This window comes from Luteolibacter sp., assembly GCF_039920825.1.
Lineage (GTDB): Bacteria > Verrucomicrobiota > Verrucomicrobiia > Verrucomicrobiales > Akkermansiaceae > Luteolibacter.
The window spans coordinates 23869-45649 of the sequence record NZ_JBDSCX010000066.1 but is presented as its reverse complement, the minus strand read 5'-3'; the positions used below and the strand labels follow the sequence as shown (position 1 = coordinate 45649).

Genomic DNA, 21781 nt, shown 5'->3' with positions numbered 1-21781 from the left:
CCGCCCGGCCCGCTAAAACCGGGCGTGGCCGCAAAAAACATCGTTTATTTCGACTTGGAAACCCAACGCAGCTTCGGCGACGTGGGCGGATTTTCCCACAAGGCCAAGATGGGCGTCTCGGTGGGAGTGACTTACAGCACGGCTCGCGGGACCTATGAAATTTATGGAGAAAACGAGATGGAGAAGCTCGGCGAGGAGCTGGTAAAGGCCGACCTCGTCGTCGGCTGGAACCACATGCAGTTCGATTACCCGGTGCTCCAGCCCTACGTTTTCCACACGATGGTCGAGCAAACCATCAACCTCGACATGATGCTTGAGCTTGAAAAAATCATGGGCCACCGCCTCAAGCTCGACTCCGTGGCATCCGCCTCGCTGGGCACCGGAAAAACCGCCGACGGACTCGACGCCCTGCGCTGGTGGCAGGAGCACAAAAAATCCGGCCAGTTCGAACCACTCCGGAAAATCGCGGAATATTGCGCCTTCGACGTGAAGGTCACCAAATGCGTCCACGAATACGCCCTCGAACACGGGCTGCTCAAATACGACGACAAGAGCGGCAGGGTCGCCGAGGTCGCGGTGGACTGGAAATGAACCCTTGAGGAGGGCGGGACTTTGGCCCGCCCGGACGATGAGAAGAGATAGGAAAAGTGCTCCGCACAGCGCTTTCGCCATGCATCGGCTTCGTGGACGAGACGTCCACGCTCCTTATTTTACATCAAACCGATCTGCGCGAGCACCTTGGTCACGGTCCAGATAAAGACGATGGTCAGGGCGACGATGTAGATTTTCGCGGCGGCTTCGATGGAAGAACGGGTCATGGCGCGGGTTTTCTAGTATCCTCGTGAGATTTCGCCAAGGGCAAATAAGGACTCGACCGTCAAAAAACAGCAGCCGGATGACTCTTTAATAAATCATCATCGATAAATCCGGCTCCAGTCGATCACTCCAATGCGTAGTAAACCGAGTAAAGCGTATCAACCCCATCCACGATCTTCGACTTGAAGAAATTCAGTCCCACTGCGGTCGGCTTGTTCTTTTTGTTCTTATCCACGTGCGCGGTTTTCGGATTGGCCGGGCTTAGTGGATTATTCGCGCTGTATGCGTAGGAGAATTCCTCGTCGGTGACGTATTTCATGGAGAACCCGGGACCTGTCAGCTGGCCTTTGTTGCCAATGGTAAATTTGACGGTATCCCCCTTTTTGAATTTGGGAATTCCCAACGGAACCGGAGCTGGAACCTGCGCGACAGGATCGGCCGCCGGCCCCTTGGTCGAATAGGTATAAACCACCTTGAAACTGAAAGTCGTTCCCGGAGGGAAACCGCCCAAAGGCGCAGGTTGGCTAGGGGCGGCTGCATCGGCGAACGGGTTGGCCGAGGCCACGGAGCCGGATTCGAGCACAACGAGGGCGAGGAGGAATGCGAACAGCTGATTTTTCATGAATTGGGTATTTCTATCTGCCAAATCCACTAGCGGTTGCCGGCCTTCGCGGCAATCCCTGATTTCACGGCAGCGTCACCGCCCGAATGCCGCAGCCAGCGACGCAAGATCCGCCGGAGCGGCCTTATCGGCCGTTAGGATCGCCGCCTTTTGCAGGGAAATGATTTCTGAAATCCCTTTGCGCGAGAGTTCGAGCATGGCGGTCATTTCCTCGGACGAGAAAACCGCTTCCTCGCCGCTGCCCTGGACTTCAACAAACTCGGACGTCTCGGTCATGACGACGTTGAAATCAACCGATGCGTCCTTATCTTCCGGGTAGTTCAAATCGAGGACCGGCACGCCCTGATAGACTCCAGCGGAAACGGCTGCGACGAGTTTCTTGATCGGAAAATTCTTCAGTTTGCCCTGAGCCATCAGTTTATTGAAAGCGATGGCCATGGCCACACAACCGCCGGTGATGGAGGCGGTGCGGGTGCCGCCGTCGGCTTGCAGGACATCGCAATCGATCCAGATCGTGCGCTGGCCGACTTTTTTCAAATCGACTACGGCACGTAGCGCACGGCCGATGAGGCGCTGGATTTCCGACGACCGGCCATCGAGCTTGCCGCGTGAAATGTCGCGCGGTTTCCGTTCAAGGGTCGAGTAGGGCAGCATCGAGTATTCCGCCGTGAGCCAGCCGCCTTCGACGCGTTGGGCGCGCATCCAACGTGGCACGTCCTCCTCGATGGTCGCGGAGCAGATCACCCGCGTGTCGCCGAAGGAAACAAGCACCGAGCCGGTGGCATGCGGGGCCACGTTCGGGACGAAGGAAATCGGGCGAAGCTGGTCGTTCTGGCGGCCGTCGGGGCGTGTCATGAAAGAAGTGAAATCCACGCCCGCCCGCTCGGCAAGCGTGGAGAACTCCGGCGACCGGAATCAACCTTGCGGCGTCAGAATTCAAGCGATGCCCACGTGCCGAAAAAATCCACGTCGCGGCCACCATCGCCGGTAATCGCCGGGCCGACGAAGAAGTGGGAGTAATAAAAGGTCCAGGAAATGTTTTCCCGCAATTGCCACTCCAGCTCCAAGTTCACCTGATTTCCAACGTAGCGGGAATCACTTTGCCCAGCCGCCACCAGCGGACGTCCCGGCGGCGCGTAAACGGCATCGTTGACACGTTGCTTCCAGAAAACATTCCAGCTTGTCGTTAGGGTCACTTGATCTGACAGATCCAACGACAATGACGGATGCAAGTCCATGATGTTGGCCGGGGCGATCAACGATGCCTCGCTGAAATAGGGCTGCTTCGGAAAGAGGGCGTTGAAGGTGTTGAGGGAACCGTCTGACGGGTCTCCATCCCCACTCGCAATGTCCGCCTTGAAGCCGAGGCGGGGGGTGAATGGGGATGACTTCCACGTGAATCCGGTATCCGTTGCGATGGTCCATGCAACGATGTCCGCATCGCCAAAAGTTCCTGTCTGGATCAATGCCTCGTAGTTGTAGTCCCAACCACCCGGCTTGCCCCAGAGCCGTGTCCCGAATGAATTCCGGCGCTCGTCCCCAGTCCCCTGTTCAAATACGGCGTCATCGCGCTCCAGGCCCAGATAGTAGAGATCGACGTGACCATCCGGCAAAGCCTTCACGGGCAGAACGCCATACATTCCCCAGAGCGCTTCTCCCGGATTTGAATTGTCATTGAAACCACCGACTTCCAGTTCGACGGTGCGCAACGCGAAGGCATCGAACGTCGCCCCTCCCGAAGAAATAGTTAGACGAAGCCCATCAAAACTGCGGCGGATGTTAGCCCCTTCGCGCACGGACACCAGCCGTCCCGATCCAAGAGTCATTTGCTGCCTTCCCGCTCGGATCAACAGCGTGGCATTTTCCAAGGGAGTTGTGAAATCAACGAACGCCTGTTGAAAATCGATTTCATCCACATCCGTCGGGCTTCGCTGCGCTTCCTTGCCCGCTTCCAAATAATCTCCAAGCTGCACAAAGAACCGCAGACGGTCACCCACATGCACATCGGCATCAACCAACAACCGGTGCAACAGATAATCGTCCTGATCCAGTCCGCGCAACCCGAAGAATGGTTCGCTGTAGGCTTCGTATCGTTCGCGGATCTCACCACCGATCGACCATTGGAAATCGCCGGAACTCCGCACATCCCCCGCCCTAACTGCCGATGCGCAGATGAGACCAACAAGACTTTGTGCCCACGATCTCATCCAACGCATCCCTTCGGTAGAATCAACCGCGGATAAACTCCAGGAGATCCTCGTTAAGCTTGTCCTTGCTGGTATCGCCGAGACTGTGCGTGCCGCCCGGATAGATTTTCAAAATCGCATTGGGGACAAGCTTGGACGAAAGCATGGCGGACGCGCCGATGGGCACGATCTGGTCGTCGTCGCCATGGATAATGAGTGTCGGAACATCGAATTTTTTCAGATCTTCGGTGAAGTCGGTTTCCGAAAACGCCTTGATGCAATCGTAGGCATTCTTGTGGCCGGTCATCATGCCTTGAAGCCACCACGACTGGATCAACCCTTGGGAAATCTTGGCTCCCGGCCGGTTGAATCCGAAAAACGGACCGCTGGCGACATCGAGGAAAAACTGTGCCCGGTCGGCCAGATAGGCGGATCGGAATCCATCGAACACTTCGATGGGAAGTCCGCCGGGATTAGCCTCGGTCTTCAACATGATCGGCGGCACCGCGCCCATCAGCACCGCTTTAGCCACGCGCTTCGTGCCATGGCGTCCGATGAAGCGCGCGACTTCGCCGCCGCCGGTCGAGTGGCCGATCATGACGGCATCTGTCAGATCAAGCGCCTCGAACAATTCCCCGAGATCATCGGCATAGGTATCCATATCGTTTCCGTTCCACGGTTGGCTCGACCGCCCATGGCCGCGGCGGTCGTGGGCGATGCAGCGGTAGCCGTTCGAGGCGAGGAAAAACATCTGCGCTTCCCACGCGTCCGAGCTTAGCGGCCAGCCGTGGCTGAAGGTAACGACGGGTCCCGTGCCCCAGTCCTTGTAGTAAATTCCCGTGCCGTCCTTGGTGATGAATGTGCTCATGATATCGTTTGTTAGTTGGTTGGATCAAAAGGCGAAACAGTCGCAACCGGATCCCCAGAGGCCCGACAAGCCGGGCTTGTCATAGCCACCGCAGGTCGTCGTGTGGTTGTGCCCGAGTGGCGCGGCGAGTCGTTGATAATCGGGTGCGCCATAGCCGCCGAATCTAGCGACAGGCGACCAGTCGGGCATGACGGGAAGCGTTGGCGGAGCAAGTTCCTGGAAATCGCCGGTCGCATAAACCGGCTTGCCGTCGACGATTGTCAGGGTGGATTCGAGGTCGCGGATGCGCTCTTCGGAAATTTGAAAATAGTCGTCAGTTAGAACAACCAGGTCGGCGTAACGACCGGCAGATAGAATTCCCTTTTCCTCCTGCTCGCCGGAGAACCACGCGCTGCCGCTGGTGTAGAGCCGCAATGCTTCCTCACGGCTGAGCCGGTTCTGTTCCGGATAGAGTTCCAGCCCGCCTAGCGTGCGGCCGCTGACCAGCCAGTAGAGCGAGTTGAACGGGTTGTAGTTGGCCACGCGCGTCGCATCGGTGCCGGCGCCGACGGGGATGCCCATCTCCAACATGCGGCGGATCGGCGGAGTGCGTTCGGCGGCTTTCGCACCGTATCGATCCACGAAATACTCGCCTTGGAAGGCCATCCGATGCTGGACCGCAATGCCGCCGCCGAGCGCGCGGAGTCGTTCGAGGTTGCGGTCGGAGATGGTTTCGCAATGGTCGAGAAACCAGTGCAGATCGTGCAACGGTGCCTCGCGATTGACCTGCTCGAAGACATCGAGGAAGCGGGTGATCGATTCATCGTAGGTCGCGTGCAGACGGAAAGGCCAGCGGTTCGAGGCGAGCATCGTCACCACTTCCTGCAATTCACTCTCCATGTTAGGAGATAGGTCGGGCCTGGGTTCCAGGAAGTCTTCAAAATCCGCCGCGGAGAAGACCAGCATTTCCCCTGCCCCGTTCATCCTGAAAAACGGATCGCCTTCGCCGGGCTTGGTCATCCGCATCCAGCGGGCGAAGTCGTCTTTTTCCTCCTTCGGTTTTTGAGTGAAAAGGTTGTAGGCAATTCTAACGGTCAGTTCTCCGCGATCATGGAGCTGGCGAACGATTTCATAGTCATCCGGATAATTTTGAAACCCGCCACCGGCGTCAATACAACTGGTGATGCCGAGCCGGTTCAGCTCGCGCATGAACTGGCGCGACGAATTATACTGATACTCCGGCGGCAGCTTCGGGCCCTTCGCCAGCGTGGCGTAGAGGATCATCGCGTTCGGCCGGGCAATGAGCAGGCCGGTCGGCTCGCCGTTTTTGTCGCGTTGGATTTCGCCACCGGGCGGATTCGGCGTGTCGCGGGTATAACCACAGGCTTTCAACGCGGCGCGGTTCAACAGCGCGCGGCAATACAGGTGGAGAATGAAAACAGGCGTGTCGGGAGCGGCGGCGTTGATTTCATCCAACGTCGGCATCCGGCGTTCGGCGAATTGGAACTCGCTCCAGCTTCCGACCACGCGCACCCACTGCGGCGCGGGCGTCCGCTCGGCCTGTAGCTTCAACATCCGAAGCGCGTCTGCTAGAGAGGGGACTCCATCCCAGCGAAGCTCAAGATTGTAGTTAAGGCCACCGCGGATGAGGTGGAGGTGCGAGTCGTTGAGGCCGGGAATAACGCGGCGCCCCTTGAGGTCGATCGTTTTGGTGTCCGGGCCTGACTGATAGTCCTCAGCATCGTCCACTCCCACGATCCGGCCGTCCTTGATGGCAAGATTCGCCGCTTCCGGATACTTCGGATCGAGCGTGGTGATGCGGCCGTTGTATAAGATCAAATCGGGATAAGTATTCATTTCTTTGATTCCGTTTCAGGGTGCAACCAGGTGTGCAAAATGCGGGTGACCAGCGGCATGACCACCCAAGTCAGCAAGATCACCATCGAGATCGCAAAAACCGCCGATCGCAGCAACAGGGGCAACTCGTGCGTCAGGCGTCCGACCGTTTCCCCGAGAAACAAACTCGTCGGATAGACGCCGAGCGCCGTTGTTACCGCCATTTTCCAACGCGGCGGAGGATTGGAAGGCGAGCGGAACCATGCTTCGAGCCCATGCATTTGCCGATACTCCGGCTCGTCTTCGGTCAATACCCGGGCGCGTTCATCCCACGCCTTGAACATCGGTGTCCGATAGAAAGCATCGCGGTCCGCTTCGTTGGTGAAGGTGCGCAGGATGCCGTATTCCCGTGAATCGGAACCCGGCGGCGGCGTGAGCATGCTTGCGCCCAGGACGCTGCCGTGGCCGAACGAAGTCTGGAAAAATTCGCGCAATTCGTTTTGAAACTCGGCCTCGTGACCGGGCAGCACCCGCCGCGTGATGGCAACATGAATGGGCATGACGATTGATCAATCAAAGTGCGCGGGCAATCCACGATCGCCCGCTTCGTGTGTTGGTTAGTGATCCGCCTTCTTCGGCACAATCTGTGGCTTCTGCGCCGACTGTGGCGCGTGATGGACCATCGTGTAGGCATACTCGACGCCGACGCCGTAAGCGCCGCCCTGTCCCTTGATCAGGCCCATGAGATTGTTGTAATGTTCGCGCTTCGCCCAGTCGCGCTGCCATTCGAGCAGGGCGGGAATCGTGGTAACACGGATCGCACCCGCCTGCACCATGCGCGAGAGCGCCGCGTCATGCGCCGCCTGCGAGGTAGCGCCGCAGCAGTCTTCGACGACGTAAATGTTGTAACCCGCGCCGAGCATTTCGATCGTCGGCCAGGTCACGCAGACCTCGGTCCACAAGCCGGTCATCAGGATATTTTTTCTTCCTGTGGCTTCGATCGCCGCGCGGAAACCGGCGTCGTCCCATGAGTTCATCGAAGTCCGCTCGACGATGGGCTGGCCGGGAAAAACATCGAGCAACTGTGGCCAGATGTAGCCGCTGAATGATTCGGTTTCCACGGCGGTGAGCACGGTCGGGACGTTAAATTCCTTCGCGACTTTCGCGAGCAACGTAACATTGTTGATCAGCGAGGCGCGATCGATGTTTGCGACACCGAAGGTCATCTGCGGCTGGTGGTCGATGAAGACAACGGCGCTGTCTTCCGGAGTAAAGAGTTTGGTATAATGGTTCATCACGCTGCGAAGGTAGCAAGCATCGCGGGGCACGCCTATTGCCCGAGACGCTGATTTTTTTCTCCTTCGAAAGGAGGATGACAGACTTGGCGACGGCCGGCATGATCTGCGGCTGTTATTGCCGGGTGAAGAGATCGCCCGCTTACAATCTCCCCATCCCCATGAACCTCGCGACATTCACTCTCGTTCACATTCTGATCAGTCTCGCCGGGATCACCACGGGCTTCATTGTGGTCGGAGAATGGCTGGGTGGAAAACATCCGCGGGCGTGGACGAACTGGTTCCTCGCCACCTCAGCGGCGACCAGCATCACCGGATTCTTCTTCCCGTTCAAAGGCTTCACCCCGCCCTATGCTTTCGGAATCCTCTCGTTGCTGGTGCTCGGCGTGGCGGGTTACGCACTCTATTCCGCGCGGCTCGCGGGCGGCTGGCGCAAGATCCACGTCATCAGCGCGACCGTGGCCCTCTATCTGAATTTCTTCGTCCTGATCGCCGAGCTTTTCCTGAGATTGCCTGCTCTTAAAGAATTGGCACCGACAGGCACCGAACCATCTTTCGGCATTACCCAAGGTCTCGTGCTGGTGCTGTTCATTTTGCTTGGCCAGGCGGCGGTTCGGAAGTTTCCCGCCGCCGCCTTATACCGTCCGACAGCACCTCTCCAAATTCAACTAGAGCCGGATCAAACCGCGCTTGCTCGCCACGGTGAGCGCTTCGGTGCGGCTGAGCACGTTGAGCTTCCCGAAAACGCTGCGCAGGTGAGACTTCACGGTCGTCTCGCTGATGCAGAGGTTCGCACCGATTTCCTTGTTGCTCCAGCCCCTGGCTAACAGCTCAAGCACATTGAGTTCGCGGCCGGTGAGCGATTCGCTGCTCACGTTTGCCGCCAGCTTCGCGACGAGCGGCGCGGGAATGCACATCTCTCCGCGGTGGACCCGCCGGATGCAGTCGAGCAGTTCCTCGCGCGGCGTATCCTTGAGCAGATAGGCGCGGGCACCGGCCTTGATCGCACGGGTGATTTCGTGGTCGGTGTCGAAAGTGGTGAGTACGATCACACGGGCGGAAGGATCAAGCTTGCGGATTTCCTCCATGGTGCCGACGCCATCGAGTTCCGGCATCCGCAGATCTAGCAGCGCGACGTCCGGCCGGTGTTTCGCCCAAAGTGATAGAGCGGCCAGCCCGTCGGCCGCATCACCGACCACGGTCATGTCAGGCTGACGGTTGATGATCGCCGTCAGTCCTTCGAGCACGGTGACATGATCATCGGCGATGAGGAGGCGGATTTTTTTTGAATGGGGCATGGAAGTTAGATCGTCGCGGCGGAAAAGGGCAGAACGATGCGGATGGCGCAGCCTTGGCCGATGGCACTGTGGATCGTCAACAGACCGCTCATCTGTTGGACCCGCTCTTTCATTCCAAGCAAACCGAACCCCTCCGAATGCGCTTCCGGATCGAAGCCGGATCCGTTGTCGGAAAATTCCATACACAGCTCGCCGTCGGTAAAAACGAGCACTCCCTCGAAACGGGAGGCGCTGGCGTGGCGCAGCGAATTGGTGAGAATTTCCTGCCCCACGCGCAGAAGATTATCCTCCCATACCTCGGGCAGCGGCTTGGGTTCTCCGCTGGCTGAAAATGAACCCCGCAACGCTGTGCCCACCGTCCGTTTTTCTATCATCTCCGCAAGCGCCCCGCACAGGTCGTTTTTGGTCAGCGCTTGCGGACGCAAAGCCTGCACGGATCGGCGGGCTTCGTTCAGACTCTCACCGGCGAGCGCGCGGGCGCGGGCGAGGTGGGCGTCGGATTCGGCTTCCAGTCCACGGGAACGCGCGTCTTCGGCCGCTTCCAGTTGGACGATGACGCCCGTGAAACCCTGCGCCAGCGTGTCGTGGATGTCGCGTGCCATGCGGTTGCGCTCGGCGGCCACAGCGGTGAGACGGCTTCGCGAGGAGAGCCTAACAAGCTGGATCGCGAGCATCGCCTGATGCGCGAGCGCGCGTGCCAGTTCGAATTCGGCACAACCGAGAGGCCGCTTCTCCTTGAAGCGCAGACTGATCAACCCACGCACTTCGCCTGATAGAAGCAGCGGCACGCAGAGCGTCGCCACCACTCCCGAATCGATGAAGCGCTGCTGCATATTCACCACCATGGGATTGCCCACGACCGAGCTCAGCCACGAATGCCACTTGTTCCCGTCATCCAGACGGATGCGGGGCGGGTTCGCTTCGAGATCGCCGATGACACAACGCTCACCGCTGAGGAAAAACTCACTCCAGAGAGGGTGCGCGTCCGGTGGAATCATGCTTAGCAGAGGATCACCGCGCTCTTCGTCGGCGGCGAAAGTGACATGGTCGTTCTCGCATTCCCCCACCAGTTCCATGCGTCCGGTATGCTCGTTCATTTCCCATACTCCGAGGCTATCAGCCGCAAGCTGCCTCACGAACATCCGCAGCACGTGTTCGAGAAATTTTCCCGGCTCGGACTCCTTCGCGAGCGCTTCGAGTGTCCGGGTGAGGCCTTCGACCTGTCCGCGTGCGAGGTGCTTCGAAGCCCGAAGATCCTCGATATCGACATTCGCGCCGTACCATTTCGTGACCTGTCCTTGTGCGTCACGGAGAGGAACCGCCCGGAAGAGAAACCAGCGATACAGGCCGTCGTGACGCCGCAGCCGAGCTTCGTGTTCACCCGCCTCGCCCGCACCGAGGATCGATTTCCAATAGGCGACGAGCCCCGGCAAATCATCCGGATGAATCGCCGCCTGCCATCCCCAACCGCTCGCGTCCTCCAGCATGAGGCCCGTATATTCGAGCCAGCGCTGATTCAGATAGTCGATGTATCCATCCGATTGCGAACTCCAGACCAGGCCCGGGATCGTATCGATCGCAAGCCGCAGCTCGCGCTTGTTTTGCATCAGCTCGCGCTCGGCACACTTGCGTTCCTCGATCTCGAGTTCCAGCGCGGCATTGATGCGGGCCAGCTCCGCAGTGCGCGAGGCGATGCCTTCTTCAAGCACGGTTTGCAGACGGGCCGCCGATTCCTCCGTCCGTTTGCGCTCCGTGATATCCATCACCGTGCCGATGAAACGAACCGCCTGTCCCTCCGTGTCGAAAAATGCCTGCCCGCGCGCCCTGACCCAGCGCGGCGATTCGTCATCGGGGTGAATGATTTGATATTCGGAGGAATACTCGCCGCCGTTAGCTCCTGCCAACGCCTGCATCACGCCATCGTTGACCCGCTCGCGGTCGTCCGGATGCACGCGTTGCAAAAATATTTCATGGGTGACCTCCGTATCTAACGGTATGGCGAAAATTTCCTTCAACCGCGGCGACCAGTCACCCGAGTTGGCGACATCGGTCGAGTTCCAGACCCATAGGCCGATCCGTCCCGTTTCGATCGCCAGACGCAGGCGTTGCTCGCTGTCCACCAGAGTCCGGTTGACCTCTAGCAAGTCCGCCGCCTGTCGATGCACCAGCGCATCCGGGCCATCAATCTGGTGGGTGGTTCCTTCCATTTGAATCGTTTGGAAGCTGTAGTCCGAACCCGAAGGATTGGCAATATCACAGACCGAACGAGCCGGCGGGAGTTTCCTGACCCTACTCCCCCGGTTCCAGCAAGGAAGGACGCGCAGCCAGTTTTCCCTGGTTCACTTGGTCTTGCAGGCGCTTCATCGTCTCGCGCTTCTCGATGATAGCCGCCTGGTATTGACCCATCTGGCCGGGCGTTAGAATCCCATCGAAACACTTGAGGGTTTCCTCCAGCTCCTGCTTCTGGCGGTTCATCAGATTTTTCTGGATCTCTTCGGGATTGCCCATCGTGATCTTCTCGCCCATTTGGTTGAGCAGAAGGACGCCCTCCGGGGTCATCTCCTTGCCGCCGGTGGGCAGGATCGATTTCGAGAACAACAGGGTCGCCGCAGCCGGGATCGACTGCAGATCGGATTTCGATTTCTGGCGCAGGCGGCTGGCGATTTCCTCGCGCTGCTCGGGCGAAAGATCGATGTATTCGATGGCTTCGGTGAGCATCCGCTGGGCGCGGAACTCGTTCCGATTGTCGCGCTCGCGCTCTTGGATTTCCTGAAATTTCGCGAACTGCTCGGGGGTGAGGATTTTCTGCAAACCCGCCTCGATCGCCTTGCCACGGGTGGTCAGGTCCTCGATGGCGGACACGTCCAGATTCACCGCGGCCTGCGAGTCGCTGATGAGTTGGATGACGGAACCCTGCTGGTCGATCGATAGGCCAAGCGCTTCCGTGAGGCGCAGCATTTTCGCTTCCTCACCCGTCTTCGGCCCTTTTTCCGCTTGCTCGGCTAGCGGGAAATCCCCGGCTTTCACCTCGACGGGGCGCTTGCCGACATTCGTCGGCGTTTTTGGATTCGTCTCAGTCCGGGGCGGTCGAGCGGCGGTGGATTCCTCCGTTTTTGAAGCCACTGGAGCGGAAACCATCGTGACGCCCGGCTTGGCGATCCAAGCGAGGGAAAACCCGATCAGGGCGGTGGCGGCGGGAAGAATGACGTTGGATTTCATGAGTTGCGAATGGAGCGAATGGCGGCGGCCATATCCGGCGCGCGGAAGGTGGAGGAACCGGCGACCATCACATTTGCCCCCGCGGCAAAGCAGCGGGCGGCGGTGACGGCGTCGATGCCTCCATCCACTTCAACGTGGTAGGACAGGCCATTTGTCTCCCGAAACTTCGCCGCGGCTTCGATTTTCTCAAGCACTTCCGGCATGAACGCCTGTCCACCGAAGCCGGGAACAACCGTCATGCACAGCAGCAGGTCGATTTGATCGAGAAACGGTTCGGCCGCCTTCAATGGCGTCGCCGGATTGATCGCGAGCCCCGCCTGGCAGCCCGCCTCGCGGATCCGGCCCAGCGTTTCCGCCACATCGTGCTCCGCCTCGACATGCACCGTGATCAGGTCCGATCCGGCAGCAATGAACCGCGACAAATAGTGATCCGGCCGCGAAATCATCAGATGCACATCCAGGAAAATATCGTTCGACTCATGCACCGTCTGGATCACCGCCGGGCCGAAGGAAATGTTGTCCACGAAATGCCCGTCCATGACGTCCATGTGCATCCAGTCCGCCCCGGAGTGGATCGCCCGGCTGACCTCGTCGCCGATCCGTGAAAAATCCGCTGCCAGCAACGAAGGGGCAATCACCCGGTCTTTGAAATTTTTAGGAATCACGGGCGGAATACGAACCGCGAACTGCAGGCGATGCACGGAAAATTTTCCGGGGATATCAGTGTTCGATTGAAAAAATAGCACATTGACGGACACATGAACGTCCCGTTAGGGTACCTGTTCATGAAACTAAGCCGTGGTCACATGAAACCAGTCACGCCGCTGCTTGGAGCTGCCGGACTCCTTTATCTGAGCCAGCCTATTTCGGCCGCGGTTCTCACCTTGTTGGACTGGACCACGGTTCCTGTTCCTTCGGGAACGGACCATTCCGATACCTATACGCTTCCATGGGATATTAATTCCTTGTTGGCAGGGGGCCGGACGATCACCAGTTTGGAGTTGGATTACAATAATCTACCATTGGTGAGCGGATTGGGCATCCACCAGATTCTCGGCGCGGCCTTCCTATTTAAATCGAGCGATCTTGCGAGCACGACGGTAATCGAGAGTACGGCAGAAAGGTATTGGGCACGCATTGTTTTCAAAACCGTTCCTACCAACCGACAGTTAAACGGGCTCACGAACCAAAATGCACCCGCCTTTGTGGCGATGCACACGAACGCGTTTGGGAGCGCTACTACTTCAGCATATTGGACCGCAACCTTTTCGGATGGCAGCACTTCGTCATCCAACAACGGAATCATTCCCGAGCCCTGCGGTTTGGCATTGATCTCCGTTTCAGCGGTCTTTGCCATCTTCAGAAGAACGAATCGAAGGGGATCCCACTTTTGACGCCTATTGGAGGAAAAACTTCCGCTTGAGGGAGGACCGTCGCACACTTCCTGCGTGGAAAACGAAGGCCCCATCATCGACCTGCACAGCGACGCCTATTTCATGGGCCAGGCGCTGCGCGAAGCCCGTAAAGCCTATGCCGCCGGGGAAGTCCCCGTCGGTGCCGTCGTCGTCCGCGAAGGAAAGATCATTTCCCGCGCTTGGAATCAGGTGGAAATCCTCAAGGACGCCACCGCTCACGCGGAAATGCTCGCATTGACCGCTGCCCAGGAGGCTCTCGGCGATTGGCGGCTGGAAAAATGCACGCTCTACGTCACCAAGGAACCCTGCCCGATGTGTGCCGGAGCGATCGTCCATTGCCGGCCCGAGCGAGTCGTTTTTGGTTGCCCGGACAACAAGGCCGGAGCCGCCGGCGGCTGGATCAACCTGCTTGAGGCCAATCCCCCGCTCAACCACCGTTGCGACGTGACCGCTGGCGTCCTCGGCGAGGAATGCCTCTATTTACTCCAAAGCTTCTTCCGCGAAGCAAGGGAGCGGAAAAAAATCGAGCGCCTGAATGGCGACTCGCCGGAACCGGAGATCTGAAAACGTGTCCCGGCTGTCTCAGCCGGATTCCCCACTCCCGACTGAGACAGTCGGGACACATTTTTCCCCACACTTGCGCCGCCCTCCTCGCCCCTTTAAAAAATCCCCGTGGCCGCGAAACCGAAGACAACTCCCCAGAAATCCGGAAATTTCTACGCCGTCGTCGGCAGCGATGAAGGGCTCGTCCGCGAAAAGGCGCTGCTCCTCTATAACCAGCTCACCGGCGGCGTGGACGACGGATTCACCCACGAGACCATCGACGGCATCGCCGACAACTCCGAGTCCGCCTTCGAAATTTGCTCCAGCACCGTCCAAGCCCTGCTCACCCTCCCAATGTTCGGCGGCGACAAGGTCGTCTGGCTGCGCAACGCGAATTTCCTCGCCGACAACGTCACCGGCCGTTCCCAACGCACCGAAGCCGGAGTCGAATCCCTCCGCACCACTCTGGAAAAAGGCATCCCGGACGGCGTGAAATTCCTCATGACCGCCCAAGGCATCGACAAGCGCCGCGGGTTCTGGAAATTCATCGAAAAAGCCGCCGACGTCCAAGTCCACGACCGCATCGACACCAGCCGCGACGATTGGCAGGACCAGGTCGCCTCGCTCGTCACCAAGCGCGCCCGCGAACTCGGTCTCAGCTTCCATCGCGATGCCATGGAGCTCTTCGTCATGCTCGCCGGCGAGCAGTCCCAACAGATCGGCAACGAGCTGGAAAAACTCGACCTCTATCTGGGAGAAGAGCGCCGCGAAGTCACCGAGGACGACGTCCGCGTGCTCGTCCCGCTCAGCCGCGCCGCCGTCGTTTTTGAAATCGGCAAGGCCATCCAGTTAGGCAACGCCGGCCGCGCCATCCAGCTCATCGACCAACAGCTCGAAGCCGACGAATCCGCCATCGGCATCATGCGCGCCTCCATCATCGGCGTGGTTAGAAACCTCTTCATGGCCAAGCTGATCATCGAGAAATTCAAAGTCCCGACCGGCAACTACAGCGCCTTCTCCGGCGGCCTCAACCGCCTCCCCGAATCCGACCGCGCCTGGCTCCCGCAGAAAAAAGACGGCTCCGGCGTCAACGTCTTCCCCATCTTCCTCGCCGCCGACAACGCGAAGAACTTCGAACTCACCGGCCTCCAACAAGTCATGGAAGCCACCCTCAAGGCCGACCAGGCGTTAGTCACCACCGGCCTCGACCACCGGCTCATCTTGCACCGCCTCATCGTGGAAATCGCGTCCGCTAGGAAAGCGCCGACACGGAGAAGGTAATATCTCGTGAACGGAGAAACTCCTGAAGAACCGATGAATGGCCCACAAAAATCCGGGTGGGATACCTATCGGTGGTGGCGGAAGGCGATGTGGATATCCATCCCCGGGTTTTTATTGTTATACTTCACGTTATCCTATCTACCTCTGCCCGAATGGTTGCGCGCATTCTTGGCCTTCCTCCCGCCTTTCGTATCTTTGACTCGCCTGCAACACTACAAGTGCCCGCGGTGCGGCAATCAGTTCTTTTATGACGGAAGTTGGAATCCTTGGACAAAAAATTGCCGTCACTGCGGGTTGCCCAAATGGGAGGAAGCAACTTTTGTCGAACCGGAAGCCTTTGCCGATTTACCGCACAACCCCAAACCTGATCCAGCGGTTGCCGAACGTCTTCGCGTAAAAAATTTCCTCACCCTCGTCCTTCGCGACGATCCGGGAGCCATTCACCTCACGCTGGATTCCGAAGGCTGGGCCGACGTGAACAACTTGCTGACCCGCGCGAATCGCTACGGTTTCAAGCTCATCCGCGAGAATCTCACAAACGTGACCGCATCCACGGAAGAATCTCTACTCGAATGGGATCAGTCCGGCGACCGCATCAGGGCGCGCCGATGACTGAGGAGATTCATTTGCGGATCCCGCCTTGGACTGCGTGCAGCCTGCTGCCGCTTTCATCAGCCAGCCTGCTGGCCGGGAGTGGACGCTGCTTTCACGGGGAACCGCCACCCCTCCATCCGGCCCGCAGCAGGCTGCGTTAGCCAAAGCGGCAGCAGGCTGCACGCAGTCCAAGGAGTCCTATCGGCTCACAGCAGACAGCGGAGCCATTTTCCACAAATCCTGATACACGGCAGTAGAGAATTTTCACGGGGACTCAAACGCCACCCGCGCCAAATAGCCGGAACGCGACTCCTCATTTTTCTGCGCAACAACATCAATGCGGCGGAGAACTCGCTCGGTAAAAAAGATGTTGAGCCGCTTGGATTTCCCGGATGCGAGGCGAGGTCCATGTGGACAACAGCCCGGATCTTGCGGAGAGTCTGAACCTGCTTTCCTTCGTGGTGAAAACCGTTATCGTTTCCGGACTGTTCCTTTCCGATGAAAAAGATCCAGCTCCTCCCCGCACTCGTGCTTTGCTTTCTCCCGATGGTCTGCAAGGCGGACGACGCCGACAAGGATCGGATCAAGGAACTTGAACGCAAGATGGCGGAGTTGGAAAACGAGAAGGCCAGGCTAGCCGCAAAAAACGAAACGCCGGAGCCCGTCACCGCGAACGGAATTTTCGAAAGCGACGGCCGGATCAACCCGCGGATTTCGAATGCCGTGCTCATCATCGAGGGCGATGTCTCGGTCGGCACCGGGTTCATTGTCTCTGCCGACGGAAAAAAGTATGTTTACACCGCCGCGCACGTTTTTTCCGGCAACAGCAAGCTGACGATCCGCAATGCCAACGGCACCGCGTTCAAAAAATTCGGCGCGCTCGAAGCGGCCGAGGGTGCCGACCTTGTTAGGTTGGAGGTTCTTGAGGACGTGAAGGATTTTCTGGAAATCGTCCCGGCGGATTCGCTGTTGCAGATCAACACGAAGATCGCCGCGCTCGGCAATGGCGGCGGCAACGGCGTGGTTTCCGTAGAGCAGGGAAAAATCCTCGGCACCAGCGGCGATACGCTGGAGGTCGATGCCGGAATCATCCAAGGCAACAGCGGCGGGCCGGTGGTGGAACAGGCGTCCGGCAAAGCCGTCGGACTCGTCACCCATCTAACCAGCGAACGGAAGGATCTCTGGTCGGAAGGCACGCGTCAGGGCGAGGTCCGTCGATTCGCCTGCCGGCTGAACAAGGAGTGGAAGTGGAAGCTAACGAAAATCGGCACTTTCCTTGCGGAAGGAAAATCGCTGGCGGAATTCGACAACCAGACGCGGCTTTGTTTCGCCGTGGCGCAATTGCAGCCGCTGAAATCCGGCCTGAGACTCGATACCGAGGTGGGACAAGGCACCACCGCCATGCAGATCATCCAACAGAATATGGAAAACGCATCGGTCAAGGCGTTGATCACCATGAACACCGAACTCGCTTCCCGCAAAACCGGAGTGAGCGATGCGGATTTGAGGAAAAAGTTCAGCAGTCTGCTAGGCCAGATCCAGTCGCAAGCCGTCAGATCCAATGAAGCGCTGAAACCGCAGGATTTCGCCTGGTTCCACCGCAACCACGCCGAGGCATCCGTCCAGGCCCGCAAGGAATGCCTCACCGCGCTGAAGACGAATCTGGAGAATCTGAGGTAGTGATAGAGCGTTCGGAAACAACGATGAGTGACGGGAAAAAATCCGCGTGGGATCATTACCGGCGGTGGAACAAAATTTCCCGGATCGCGCAATGCGTCGCCCTGCCTACCTGGATCGGTCTCGTGTTTGCGGATTCGCTGCACCTATCGCAAGCCATCTTGTTCCCGGTTTTCCTGTTGTGCGTATTCCTGGAGATGCCGGCGCGGAATTTCCGTTGCCCAAAATGCGACGAATTCTTTTTCTTCAAACCATTCGGGTTCAATTGGAATTTTTCACCACAGAAATGCGTGCACTGCGGGCTGCCCAAATGGGAAGAACCGCCGGAAAAAACCGAGATCTATCCGATCCCACGCAAAAGCGCCCCCCGACCGGACCCAGCGATTGCGGAATCCGCTCGTCTGAAAAATTTCCTCACCCTCGTCCTGCGCGACGACCCGCGCGCCATCGGCCTGAAATTGGATTCAGAGGGTTGGACCGCCGTGGATCAGCTATTTACAAGAGCCGGAAAATACGGCGTGAAGTTCACTCCCAACGCTCTCGAAAAACTGATGGGCGAAGATGGGAATCCCGGCTTCGAGTGGAACCGGGCGACCCAACGCATCCGGGCAATTCAGATATAGGGGGAAGGGATCTCCGGTCCCTTCTTCTCCAGCGTGGCCGCAATTGAATGGACCGGAGATCCATTCCCCTTATTTTCGCCGCATCCCATGAGCCACGCTTCACCCCCATCCTCCGCCACCGAAGTCCGCAGTCTTCGGGATCTATCACCGCAGCAGGTGCGGTCCGGACTCGCTGCATGGCTGGGGTGGTTGTTCGACGGGCTGGACATGCATCTTTACACGCTGGTCGCGACGGCGTTCGTGGCGCAGCTGCTGATGACGGGCGAATCGGACCCGGAGGTGGGGAAAAAAGCGTCGATCATCCAGGCAGCATTTCTTGTCGGCTGGGCGCTGGGCGGAGGATTTTTCGGACGGGTGGCGGATCTGCTAGGCCGGAGCAAGGCGCTGGTGCTGACGATCCTGACGTATGCCTGTTTCACCGGGCTGTCGTATTTCTCGCAGGAGTGGTGGCATCTGATGGTGTTCCGGTTTCTCGCCGCGCTCGGCATCGGCGGCGAGTGGGCGGTGGGGGCTTCGCTTCTATCGGAAACTTGGCCGAAAAAGTGGCGACCGTGGATCGCGGCGACACTGCAAAGCGCGGTGAACTGCGGAATTTTGTTAGCCTGTCTGGCCGGGGCATTGCTGAAAGGTCATCCGCCGCAGTGGATTTTCCTCGTCGGCGTGTTGCCCGCATTCATCACGCTGTGGATCCGCCGGGCGGTGCCGGAGACGGAGGAGTGGAGCGAGGCGCGGAAGGACCAGCCCGCGCCGAAGATCCGGGAATTGTTCGGGCCGGAGGTGCGGAGCATCACATGGCGGGTGATGCTGATCTGCGCGGTTTCCCTAACGGCGCATTGGACGTTCATGTTCTGGCAGCAGAGCTACATCCGCAGCATGGCGGAGGTGGGCAACACGAAAACGGCGAAGGACGGAGCGACGGTGATGGCGCTGTTGTGGATCATGGTCGGCTCGCTGATCGGAAATTTCACGGCGGGCGGGCTGGCGAAACTCATGGGCTACGGAAAAGCGATCGCGCTGATGTTAGCCGGCTATTTCGTGGTGATGTGGTTCACATTTTCCAGCATCCACAGCTTGCAGGTGACTTATGGACTGTTTGCCGTCATCGGCCTAATGCAAGGCTGTTTCGGTTTGTTCACGATGTGCCTGCCGCCGTTGTTCCCTGTGTTGCTGCGGAGCACGGGCGCGGGTTTCTGTTATAACATCGGCCGCATCCTGTCGGCGGCGGGGGTGGTGTTTTTCGGAATCTTCAATAAGGTCCAGGGCGACTTCGCCGGAGTGCTGCTGATGGCGTCATGGTTGTTCATCCCAGCGGCGTTTTTCGCGCTGCTGTTGCCGGAGCACAATCAGGCCGAATGATCATTTGGCCACGCTTGCCTGATCCTTCCGCCGGATCTCCTCCTTGAGCAGATCAAGTTCCTGTTTGAACTGAAACGCCACCGACTTCGTCCGGGCGCATTCCTGACTCAATGTTGAAATTTCGACTTGGAGGTTGGCAATTTTGACTTCCTGCGAATTTTTGCGCGTTCCGAGAACACTCAGTCCGCAGATGGCCAGCAAAAGGAATAGCGACCAGCGCAAGGCAATCCATTTGGCGTTATTCATGAATGGACTGTCTCACCATTCGCGAGGCCGTCCATTCATTTTCCTACCGCGCAGCAATGCGGCTCCGACGAGCCGGTTACACGAGTTTTTCCGAAATGGCGGTCCACACCCGGGCCGCCTCCAGCTCCTTCTGGCAACGCATGTCCAGCGGGCACTTGTCCAGCAGGCAGGGCGCGCATTCGACGTGCCGCCGGACCACGGCGTGCCGTCGGCCGAGCGGTCTTTTCCAAGCGGGATCATTCGGGCCGAAGAGCGTGACGCAGGTCGTCCCGGCGTGGGCGGCGAGGTGGGGCAGCGAGCCATCGGCAGAGATGACCAAGCCGTGCACCGCGAGCACCGGCAGGGTCGATCCGAGAGGATTGGCGTGGAAAAATTCCACCCCGTCGCCCAGCTTGTCGACGAGGCGCTTGGCCAAACGCCGACCGCCATCGATACTCGTCACGGTAATGCGGCGTCCGGTTTTTAAAATGGCATTCGCGATTTCCTCCCAGCCTTCGAGCGGCCACTCGTGATTCGGGCCGAAGTCGGACGCCGGACAAAGCATGACCGCGCCCGCCACCGGCTCGATTCCCAGATCGGCGGGCACAAAATATTCCGGCCGCGCGGTATCGATTCCCAATTCCTCGACCGCCGCGAGATAGTGCCTGACCCGATGCTCCAGCGGACCGGCGGCAAATCCCATCGGGTGGGTCAGCAGTTTTTTCAATTTCCGCTCGTCCGGCCCCAGGCGTCTGGGGATGCGGGCGAGTTTGAAAATCTCGGCGGCCGGCCCGTTTTCCCAAGCGAGCGAGGCTTGCCAGGTGTCAGAAATTTTCGCGGCGACGGCCTTGGTTTTCGACCGCGCCGGGAAATCGACCACCGTCAGACCTCCCACGGTTTCCCAAAATTCGCGCTGTTCCACGGTGCAGAGAATTCCAATTTCCAAGCCACTGGCGGCCAAGGCACGCACCGCCGGGACGGCAAAACACGCCTCATCCCACCGCTCCGGCGCGGCCACCAACATTTGTCCGGAATTTGTCGACACCGGCGGACGCTAACCGCCACAGGGCGGCACGGGAATCGCAAAATCAGGTGGTTTCATCATCCTCCCACGCCGCATCGGCCTTGGCCTTGGCTTGGGCAAGCCCCCCCATCGTTCCATGTTCGCCGCACCATTTCTCGATGTAGGGCCAATCCAGCGCTTGTCCCTGCACCTGCATGACCGCCACCACATCCGCGAAATCCTTGGGCCTCTTCGCTCCGAGGCCCCAACGCAGCTTTTGGACAATCACATCTTCGGCCGTCGGAAGGAAAACCTTCACCCCTGAAAAAATTTCAACCCATTCCCGACGCTCGAAACGGGAGCGGTCGTGGGGATCGTCACTGAGGCGAAACAACTCGATCTGAAACAAGCTGTCTTTCACCCGTAACAATTCCCGCCGCGTTGAAGTGACCATTTCAAAGCTCGTTTGGTCATCCATCTCGATTCCTTCCGGCAGAATATCCGGCAATTTCGCCCATTCTGCCGAGGGCAGATGCACCACCAGATCCGCATCCTTTGTCGAACGCGGGATGCCGTAATAATTCGAGGAATACGACCCGACGATCATGTAGGGAATTTCGGCACGGTCAAAAACCACAACCAATTCCAACAGCGATTGCGTGCCGTTCATTGCATCAGGCGCTCGGCAAGTTCCAGCCTGCGGCGGAGTTCCCGGCGGCGTTCGCTTTCCGTGAAATGCGGGAACTTGGCGGCGATTCCCGCAAGCGTCCACAAGCAGGCTTCTTCGAACAGATCGGCACCCGCCCGGAATTTCATTTCCGGTGACATCGCACGGGCCTGCTTGATTTTCGCCCTCTCGGCAAATCGGGCATCGCTGGCGATCAATCCTTCCATCCGCGCAGTTTACACAACCCAAACGCCCGATCAAGCCCCCGGATTTGCGGA

Annotated in this window: 24 protein-coding genes; 9 read left to right on the top strand and 15 right to left on the bottom strand. The window is 58.8% G+C overall.

Translation table 11 applies throughout. From position 1 onward, the window contains the following. Window positions 1-24 precede the first annotated feature (24 nt). Window positions 25-591 (top strand): ribonuclease H-like domain-containing protein, encoded by a 567-nt coding sequence (locus tag ABIQ96_RS19420; protein WP_348216297.1) that lies wholly within the window; start codon window positions 25-27, stop codon window positions 589-591. Between the two features lie 349 nt (window positions 592-940). Here the strand turns inward: ABIQ96_RS19420 and ABIQ96_RS19415 are convergent, their stop codons facing one another. The 11 genes from ABIQ96_RS19415 to rpe all read right to left on the bottom strand — a co-directional run bounded on the left by ABIQ96_RS19415 (window position 941) and on the right by rpe (window position 12784). Continuing rightward, the gene (locus ABIQ96_RS19415; protein WP_348216296.1) at window positions 941-1438 is read right to left on the bottom strand and encodes a hypothetical protein; all 498 of its coding nucleotides are present in this window, start codon (window positions 1436-1438) and stop codon (window positions 941-943) included. Window positions 1439-1513: 75 nt separating this feature from the next. After that, window positions 1514-2293: a ribonuclease PH gene (gene rph, locus ABIQ96_RS19410; protein ID WP_348216295.1), complete on the bottom strand. Its 780-nt coding sequence runs from the start codon at window positions 2291-2293 to the stop codon at window positions 1514-1516. A 74-nt stretch (window positions 2294-2367) separates the two neighbouring features. Then, window positions 2368-3645: an alginate export family protein gene (locus ABIQ96_RS19405; protein WP_348216294.1), complete on the bottom strand. Its 1278-nt coding sequence runs from the start codon at window positions 3643-3645 to the stop codon at window positions 2368-2370. A gap of 22 nt (window positions 3646-3667) precedes the next feature. Next, a complete protein-coding gene (locus ABIQ96_RS19400) occupies window positions 3668-4492 on the bottom strand; it encodes an alpha/beta hydrolase (protein ID WP_348216293.1) in 825 nt (274 codons plus the stop codon). 24 nt (window positions 4493-4516) lie between these two features. Beyond that, window positions 4517-6328: an amidohydrolase gene (locus tag ABIQ96_RS19395; protein ID WP_348216292.1), complete on the bottom strand. Its 1812-nt coding sequence runs from the start codon at window positions 6326-6328 to the stop codon at window positions 4517-4519. Next, a complete protein-coding gene (locus tag ABIQ96_RS19390) occupies window positions 6325-6867 on the bottom strand; it encodes an antibiotic biosynthesis monooxygenase (protein WP_348216291.1) in 543 nt (180 codons plus the stop codon). Before ABIQ96_RS19390 ends, ABIQ96_RS19395 begins: the two co-directional genes overlap by 4 nt. A gap of 57 nt (window positions 6868-6924) precedes the next feature. Then, the gene (locus ABIQ96_RS19385) at window positions 6925-7602 is read right to left on the bottom strand and encodes a hydrolase (protein ID WP_348216290.1); all 678 of its coding nucleotides are present in this window, start codon (window positions 7600-7602) and stop codon (window positions 6925-6927) included. A gap of 668 nt (window positions 7603-8270) precedes the next feature. Then, window positions 8271-8900, bottom strand: a complete 630-nt coding sequence (locus ABIQ96_RS19380) for a response regulator transcription factor (RefSeq protein WP_348216289.1) — start codon at window positions 8898-8900, stop codon at window positions 8271-8273. 5 nt (window positions 8901-8905) lie between these two features. Further along, window positions 8906-11107, bottom strand: coding sequence for a PAS domain-containing protein (locus ABIQ96_RS19375; RefSeq protein ID WP_348216288.1), 2202 nt, complete (start codon window positions 11105-11107; stop codon window positions 8906-8908). Between the two features lie 82 nt (window positions 11108-11189). Then, window positions 11190-12119 carry a hypothetical protein gene (locus ABIQ96_RS19370; protein WP_348216287.1) on the bottom strand — a complete coding sequence of 310 codons (930 nt, stop codon included), beginning with the start codon at window positions 12117-12119 and terminating at the stop codon, window positions 11190-11192. Further along, the gene (gene rpe, locus ABIQ96_RS19365; protein ID WP_348216286.1) at window positions 12116-12784 is read right to left on the bottom strand and encodes a ribulose-phosphate 3-epimerase; all 669 of its coding nucleotides are present in this window, start codon (window positions 12782-12784) and stop codon (window positions 12116-12118) included. Before rpe ends, ABIQ96_RS19370 begins: the two co-directional genes overlap by 4 nt. A gap of 141 nt (window positions 12785-12925) precedes the next feature. Here rpe and ABIQ96_RS19360 point away from each other — a divergent pair, with 141 nt between their 5' ends. The 8 genes from ABIQ96_RS19360 to ABIQ96_RS19325 all read left to right on the top strand — a co-directional run bounded on the left by ABIQ96_RS19360 (window position 12926) and on the right by ABIQ96_RS19325 (window position 19608). Then, complete coding sequence (locus tag ABIQ96_RS19360; RefSeq protein WP_348216285.1) at window positions 12926-13513, top strand: hypothetical protein; 588 nt, start codon at window positions 12926-12928, stop codon at window positions 13511-13513. 54 nt (window positions 13514-13567) lie between these two features. Beyond that, on the top strand, window positions 13568-14098 hold the full coding sequence (tadA, locus tag ABIQ96_RS19355; RefSeq protein WP_348216284.1) for a tRNA adenosine(34) deaminase TadA: 531 nt from the start codon (window positions 13568-13570) through the stop codon (window positions 14096-14098). Window positions 14099-14206: 108 nt separating this feature from the next. Next, entirely contained in the window at window positions 14207-15358 is a 1152-nt protein-coding gene (gene holA / locus ABIQ96_RS19350; RefSeq protein ID WP_348216283.1) for a DNA polymerase III subunit delta, read from the top strand. Between the two features lie 6 nt (window positions 15359-15364). Further along, window positions 15365-15970: a hypothetical protein gene (locus ABIQ96_RS19345; RefSeq protein WP_348216282.1), complete on the top strand. Its 606-nt coding sequence runs from the start codon at window positions 15365-15367 to the stop codon at window positions 15968-15970. A 28-nt stretch (window positions 15971-15998) separates the two neighbouring features. Further along, window positions 15999-16196, top strand: coding sequence for a hypothetical protein (locus ABIQ96_RS19340; protein ID WP_348216281.1), 198 nt, complete (start codon window positions 15999-16001; stop codon window positions 16194-16196). A gap of 254 nt (window positions 16197-16450) precedes the next feature. After that, complete coding sequence (locus tag ABIQ96_RS19335) at window positions 16451-17632, top strand: serine protease (RefSeq protein ID WP_348216280.1); 1182 nt, start codon at window positions 16451-16453, stop codon at window positions 17630-17632. Between the two features lie 287 nt (window positions 17633-17919). After that, window positions 17920-18252 carry an RNA 2'-phosphotransferase gene (locus ABIQ96_RS19330; RefSeq protein ID WP_348216279.1) on the top strand — a complete coding sequence of 111 codons (333 nt, stop codon included), beginning with the start codon at window positions 17920-17922 and terminating at the stop codon, window positions 18250-18252. An 87-nt stretch (window positions 18253-18339) separates the two neighbouring features. After that, window positions 18340-19608 carry an MFS transporter gene (locus ABIQ96_RS19325; protein WP_348216278.1) on the top strand — a complete coding sequence of 423 codons (1269 nt, stop codon included), beginning with the start codon at window positions 18340-18342 and terminating at the stop codon, window positions 19606-19608. On the opposite strand, the gene ABIQ96_RS19320 is transcribed toward ABIQ96_RS19325, so the two are convergent. The 4 genes from ABIQ96_RS19320 to ABIQ96_RS19305 form a co-directional block, all read right to left on the bottom strand. Further along, window positions 19609-19854 (bottom strand): hypothetical protein, encoded by a 246-nt coding sequence (locus tag ABIQ96_RS19320; RefSeq protein WP_348216277.1) that lies wholly within the window; start codon window positions 19852-19854, stop codon window positions 19609-19611. A gap of 76 nt (window positions 19855-19930) precedes the next feature. Continuing rightward, window positions 19931-20878 (bottom strand): glycosyltransferase family 9 protein, encoded by a 948-nt coding sequence (locus tag ABIQ96_RS19315; RefSeq protein ID WP_348216276.1) that lies wholly within the window; start codon window positions 20876-20878, stop codon window positions 19931-19933. 43 nt (window positions 20879-20921) lie between these two features. Then, a complete protein-coding gene (locus ABIQ96_RS19310; protein ID WP_348216275.1) occupies window positions 20922-21506 on the bottom strand; it encodes a nucleotidyl transferase AbiEii/AbiGii toxin family protein in 585 nt (194 codons plus the stop codon). Continuing rightward, entirely contained in the window at window positions 21503-21730 is a 228-nt protein-coding gene (locus ABIQ96_RS19305; RefSeq protein WP_348216274.1) for a hypothetical protein, read from the bottom strand. Before ABIQ96_RS19305 ends, ABIQ96_RS19310 begins: the two co-directional genes overlap by 4 nt. Window positions 21731-21781 lie beyond the last annotated feature (51 nt).

Coding starts and splice junctions, on each gene's coding strand:
- ABIQ96_RS19305 (WP_348216274.1), bottom strand. CDS start 21,730: ATGGAAGGATTGATCGCCAGCGATGCCCGATTTGCCGAGAGGGCGAAA.
- ABIQ96_RS19310 (WP_348216275.1), bottom strand. CDS start 21,506: ATGAACGGCACGCAATCGCTGTTGGAATTGGTTGTGGTTTTTGACCGT.
- ABIQ96_RS19395 (WP_348216292.1), bottom strand. CDS start 6,328: ATGAATACTTATCCCGATTTGATCTTATACAACGGCCGCATCACCACG.
- ABIQ96_RS19325 (WP_348216278.1), top strand. CDS start 18,340: ATGAGCCACGCTTCACCCCCATCCTCCGCCACCGAAGTCCGCAGTCTT.
- ABIQ96_RS19320 (WP_348216277.1), bottom strand. CDS start 19,854: ATGAATAACGCCAAATGGATTGCCTTGCGCTGGTCGCTATTCCTTTTG.
- ABIQ96_RS19405 (WP_348216294.1), bottom strand. CDS start 3,645: ATGAGATCGTGGGCACAAAGTCTTGTTGGTCTCATCTGCGCATCGGCA.
- ABIQ96_RS19390 (WP_348216291.1), bottom strand. CDS start 6,867: ATGCCCATTCATGTTGCCATCACGCGGCGGGTGCTGCCCGGTCACGAG.
- ABIQ96_RS19370 (WP_348216287.1), bottom strand. CDS start 12,119: ATGAAATCCAACGTCATTCTTCCCGCCGCCACCGCCCTGATCGGGTTT.
- ABIQ96_RS19335 (WP_348216280.1), top strand. CDS start 16,451: ATGAAAAAGATCCAGCTCCTCCCCGCACTCGTGCTTTGCTTTCTCCCG.
- ABIQ96_RS19380 (WP_348216289.1), bottom strand. CDS start 8,900: ATGCCCCATTCAAAAAAAATCCGCCTCCTCATCGCCGATGATCATGTC.
- ABIQ96_RS19375 (WP_348216288.1), bottom strand. CDS start 11,107: ATGGAAGGAACCACCCACCAGATTGATGGCCCGGATGCGCTGGTGCAT.
- rph (WP_348216295.1), bottom strand. CDS start 2,293: ATGACACGCCCCGACGGCCGCCAGAACGACCAGCTTCGCCCGATTTCC.
- ABIQ96_RS19415 (WP_348216296.1), bottom strand. CDS start 1,438: ATGAAAAATCAGCTGTTCGCATTCCTCCTCGCCCTCGTTGTGCTCGAA.
- ABIQ96_RS19400 (WP_348216293.1), bottom strand. CDS start 4,492: ATGAGCACATTCATCACCAAGGACGGCACGGGAATTTACTACAAGGAC.
- ABIQ96_RS19360 (WP_348216285.1), top strand. CDS start 12,926: ATGAAACCAGTCACGCCGCTGCTTGGAGCTGCCGGACTCCTTTATCTG.
- ABIQ96_RS19385 (WP_348216290.1), bottom strand. CDS start 7,602: ATGAACCATTATACCAAACTCTTTACTCCGGAAGACAGCGCCGTTGTC.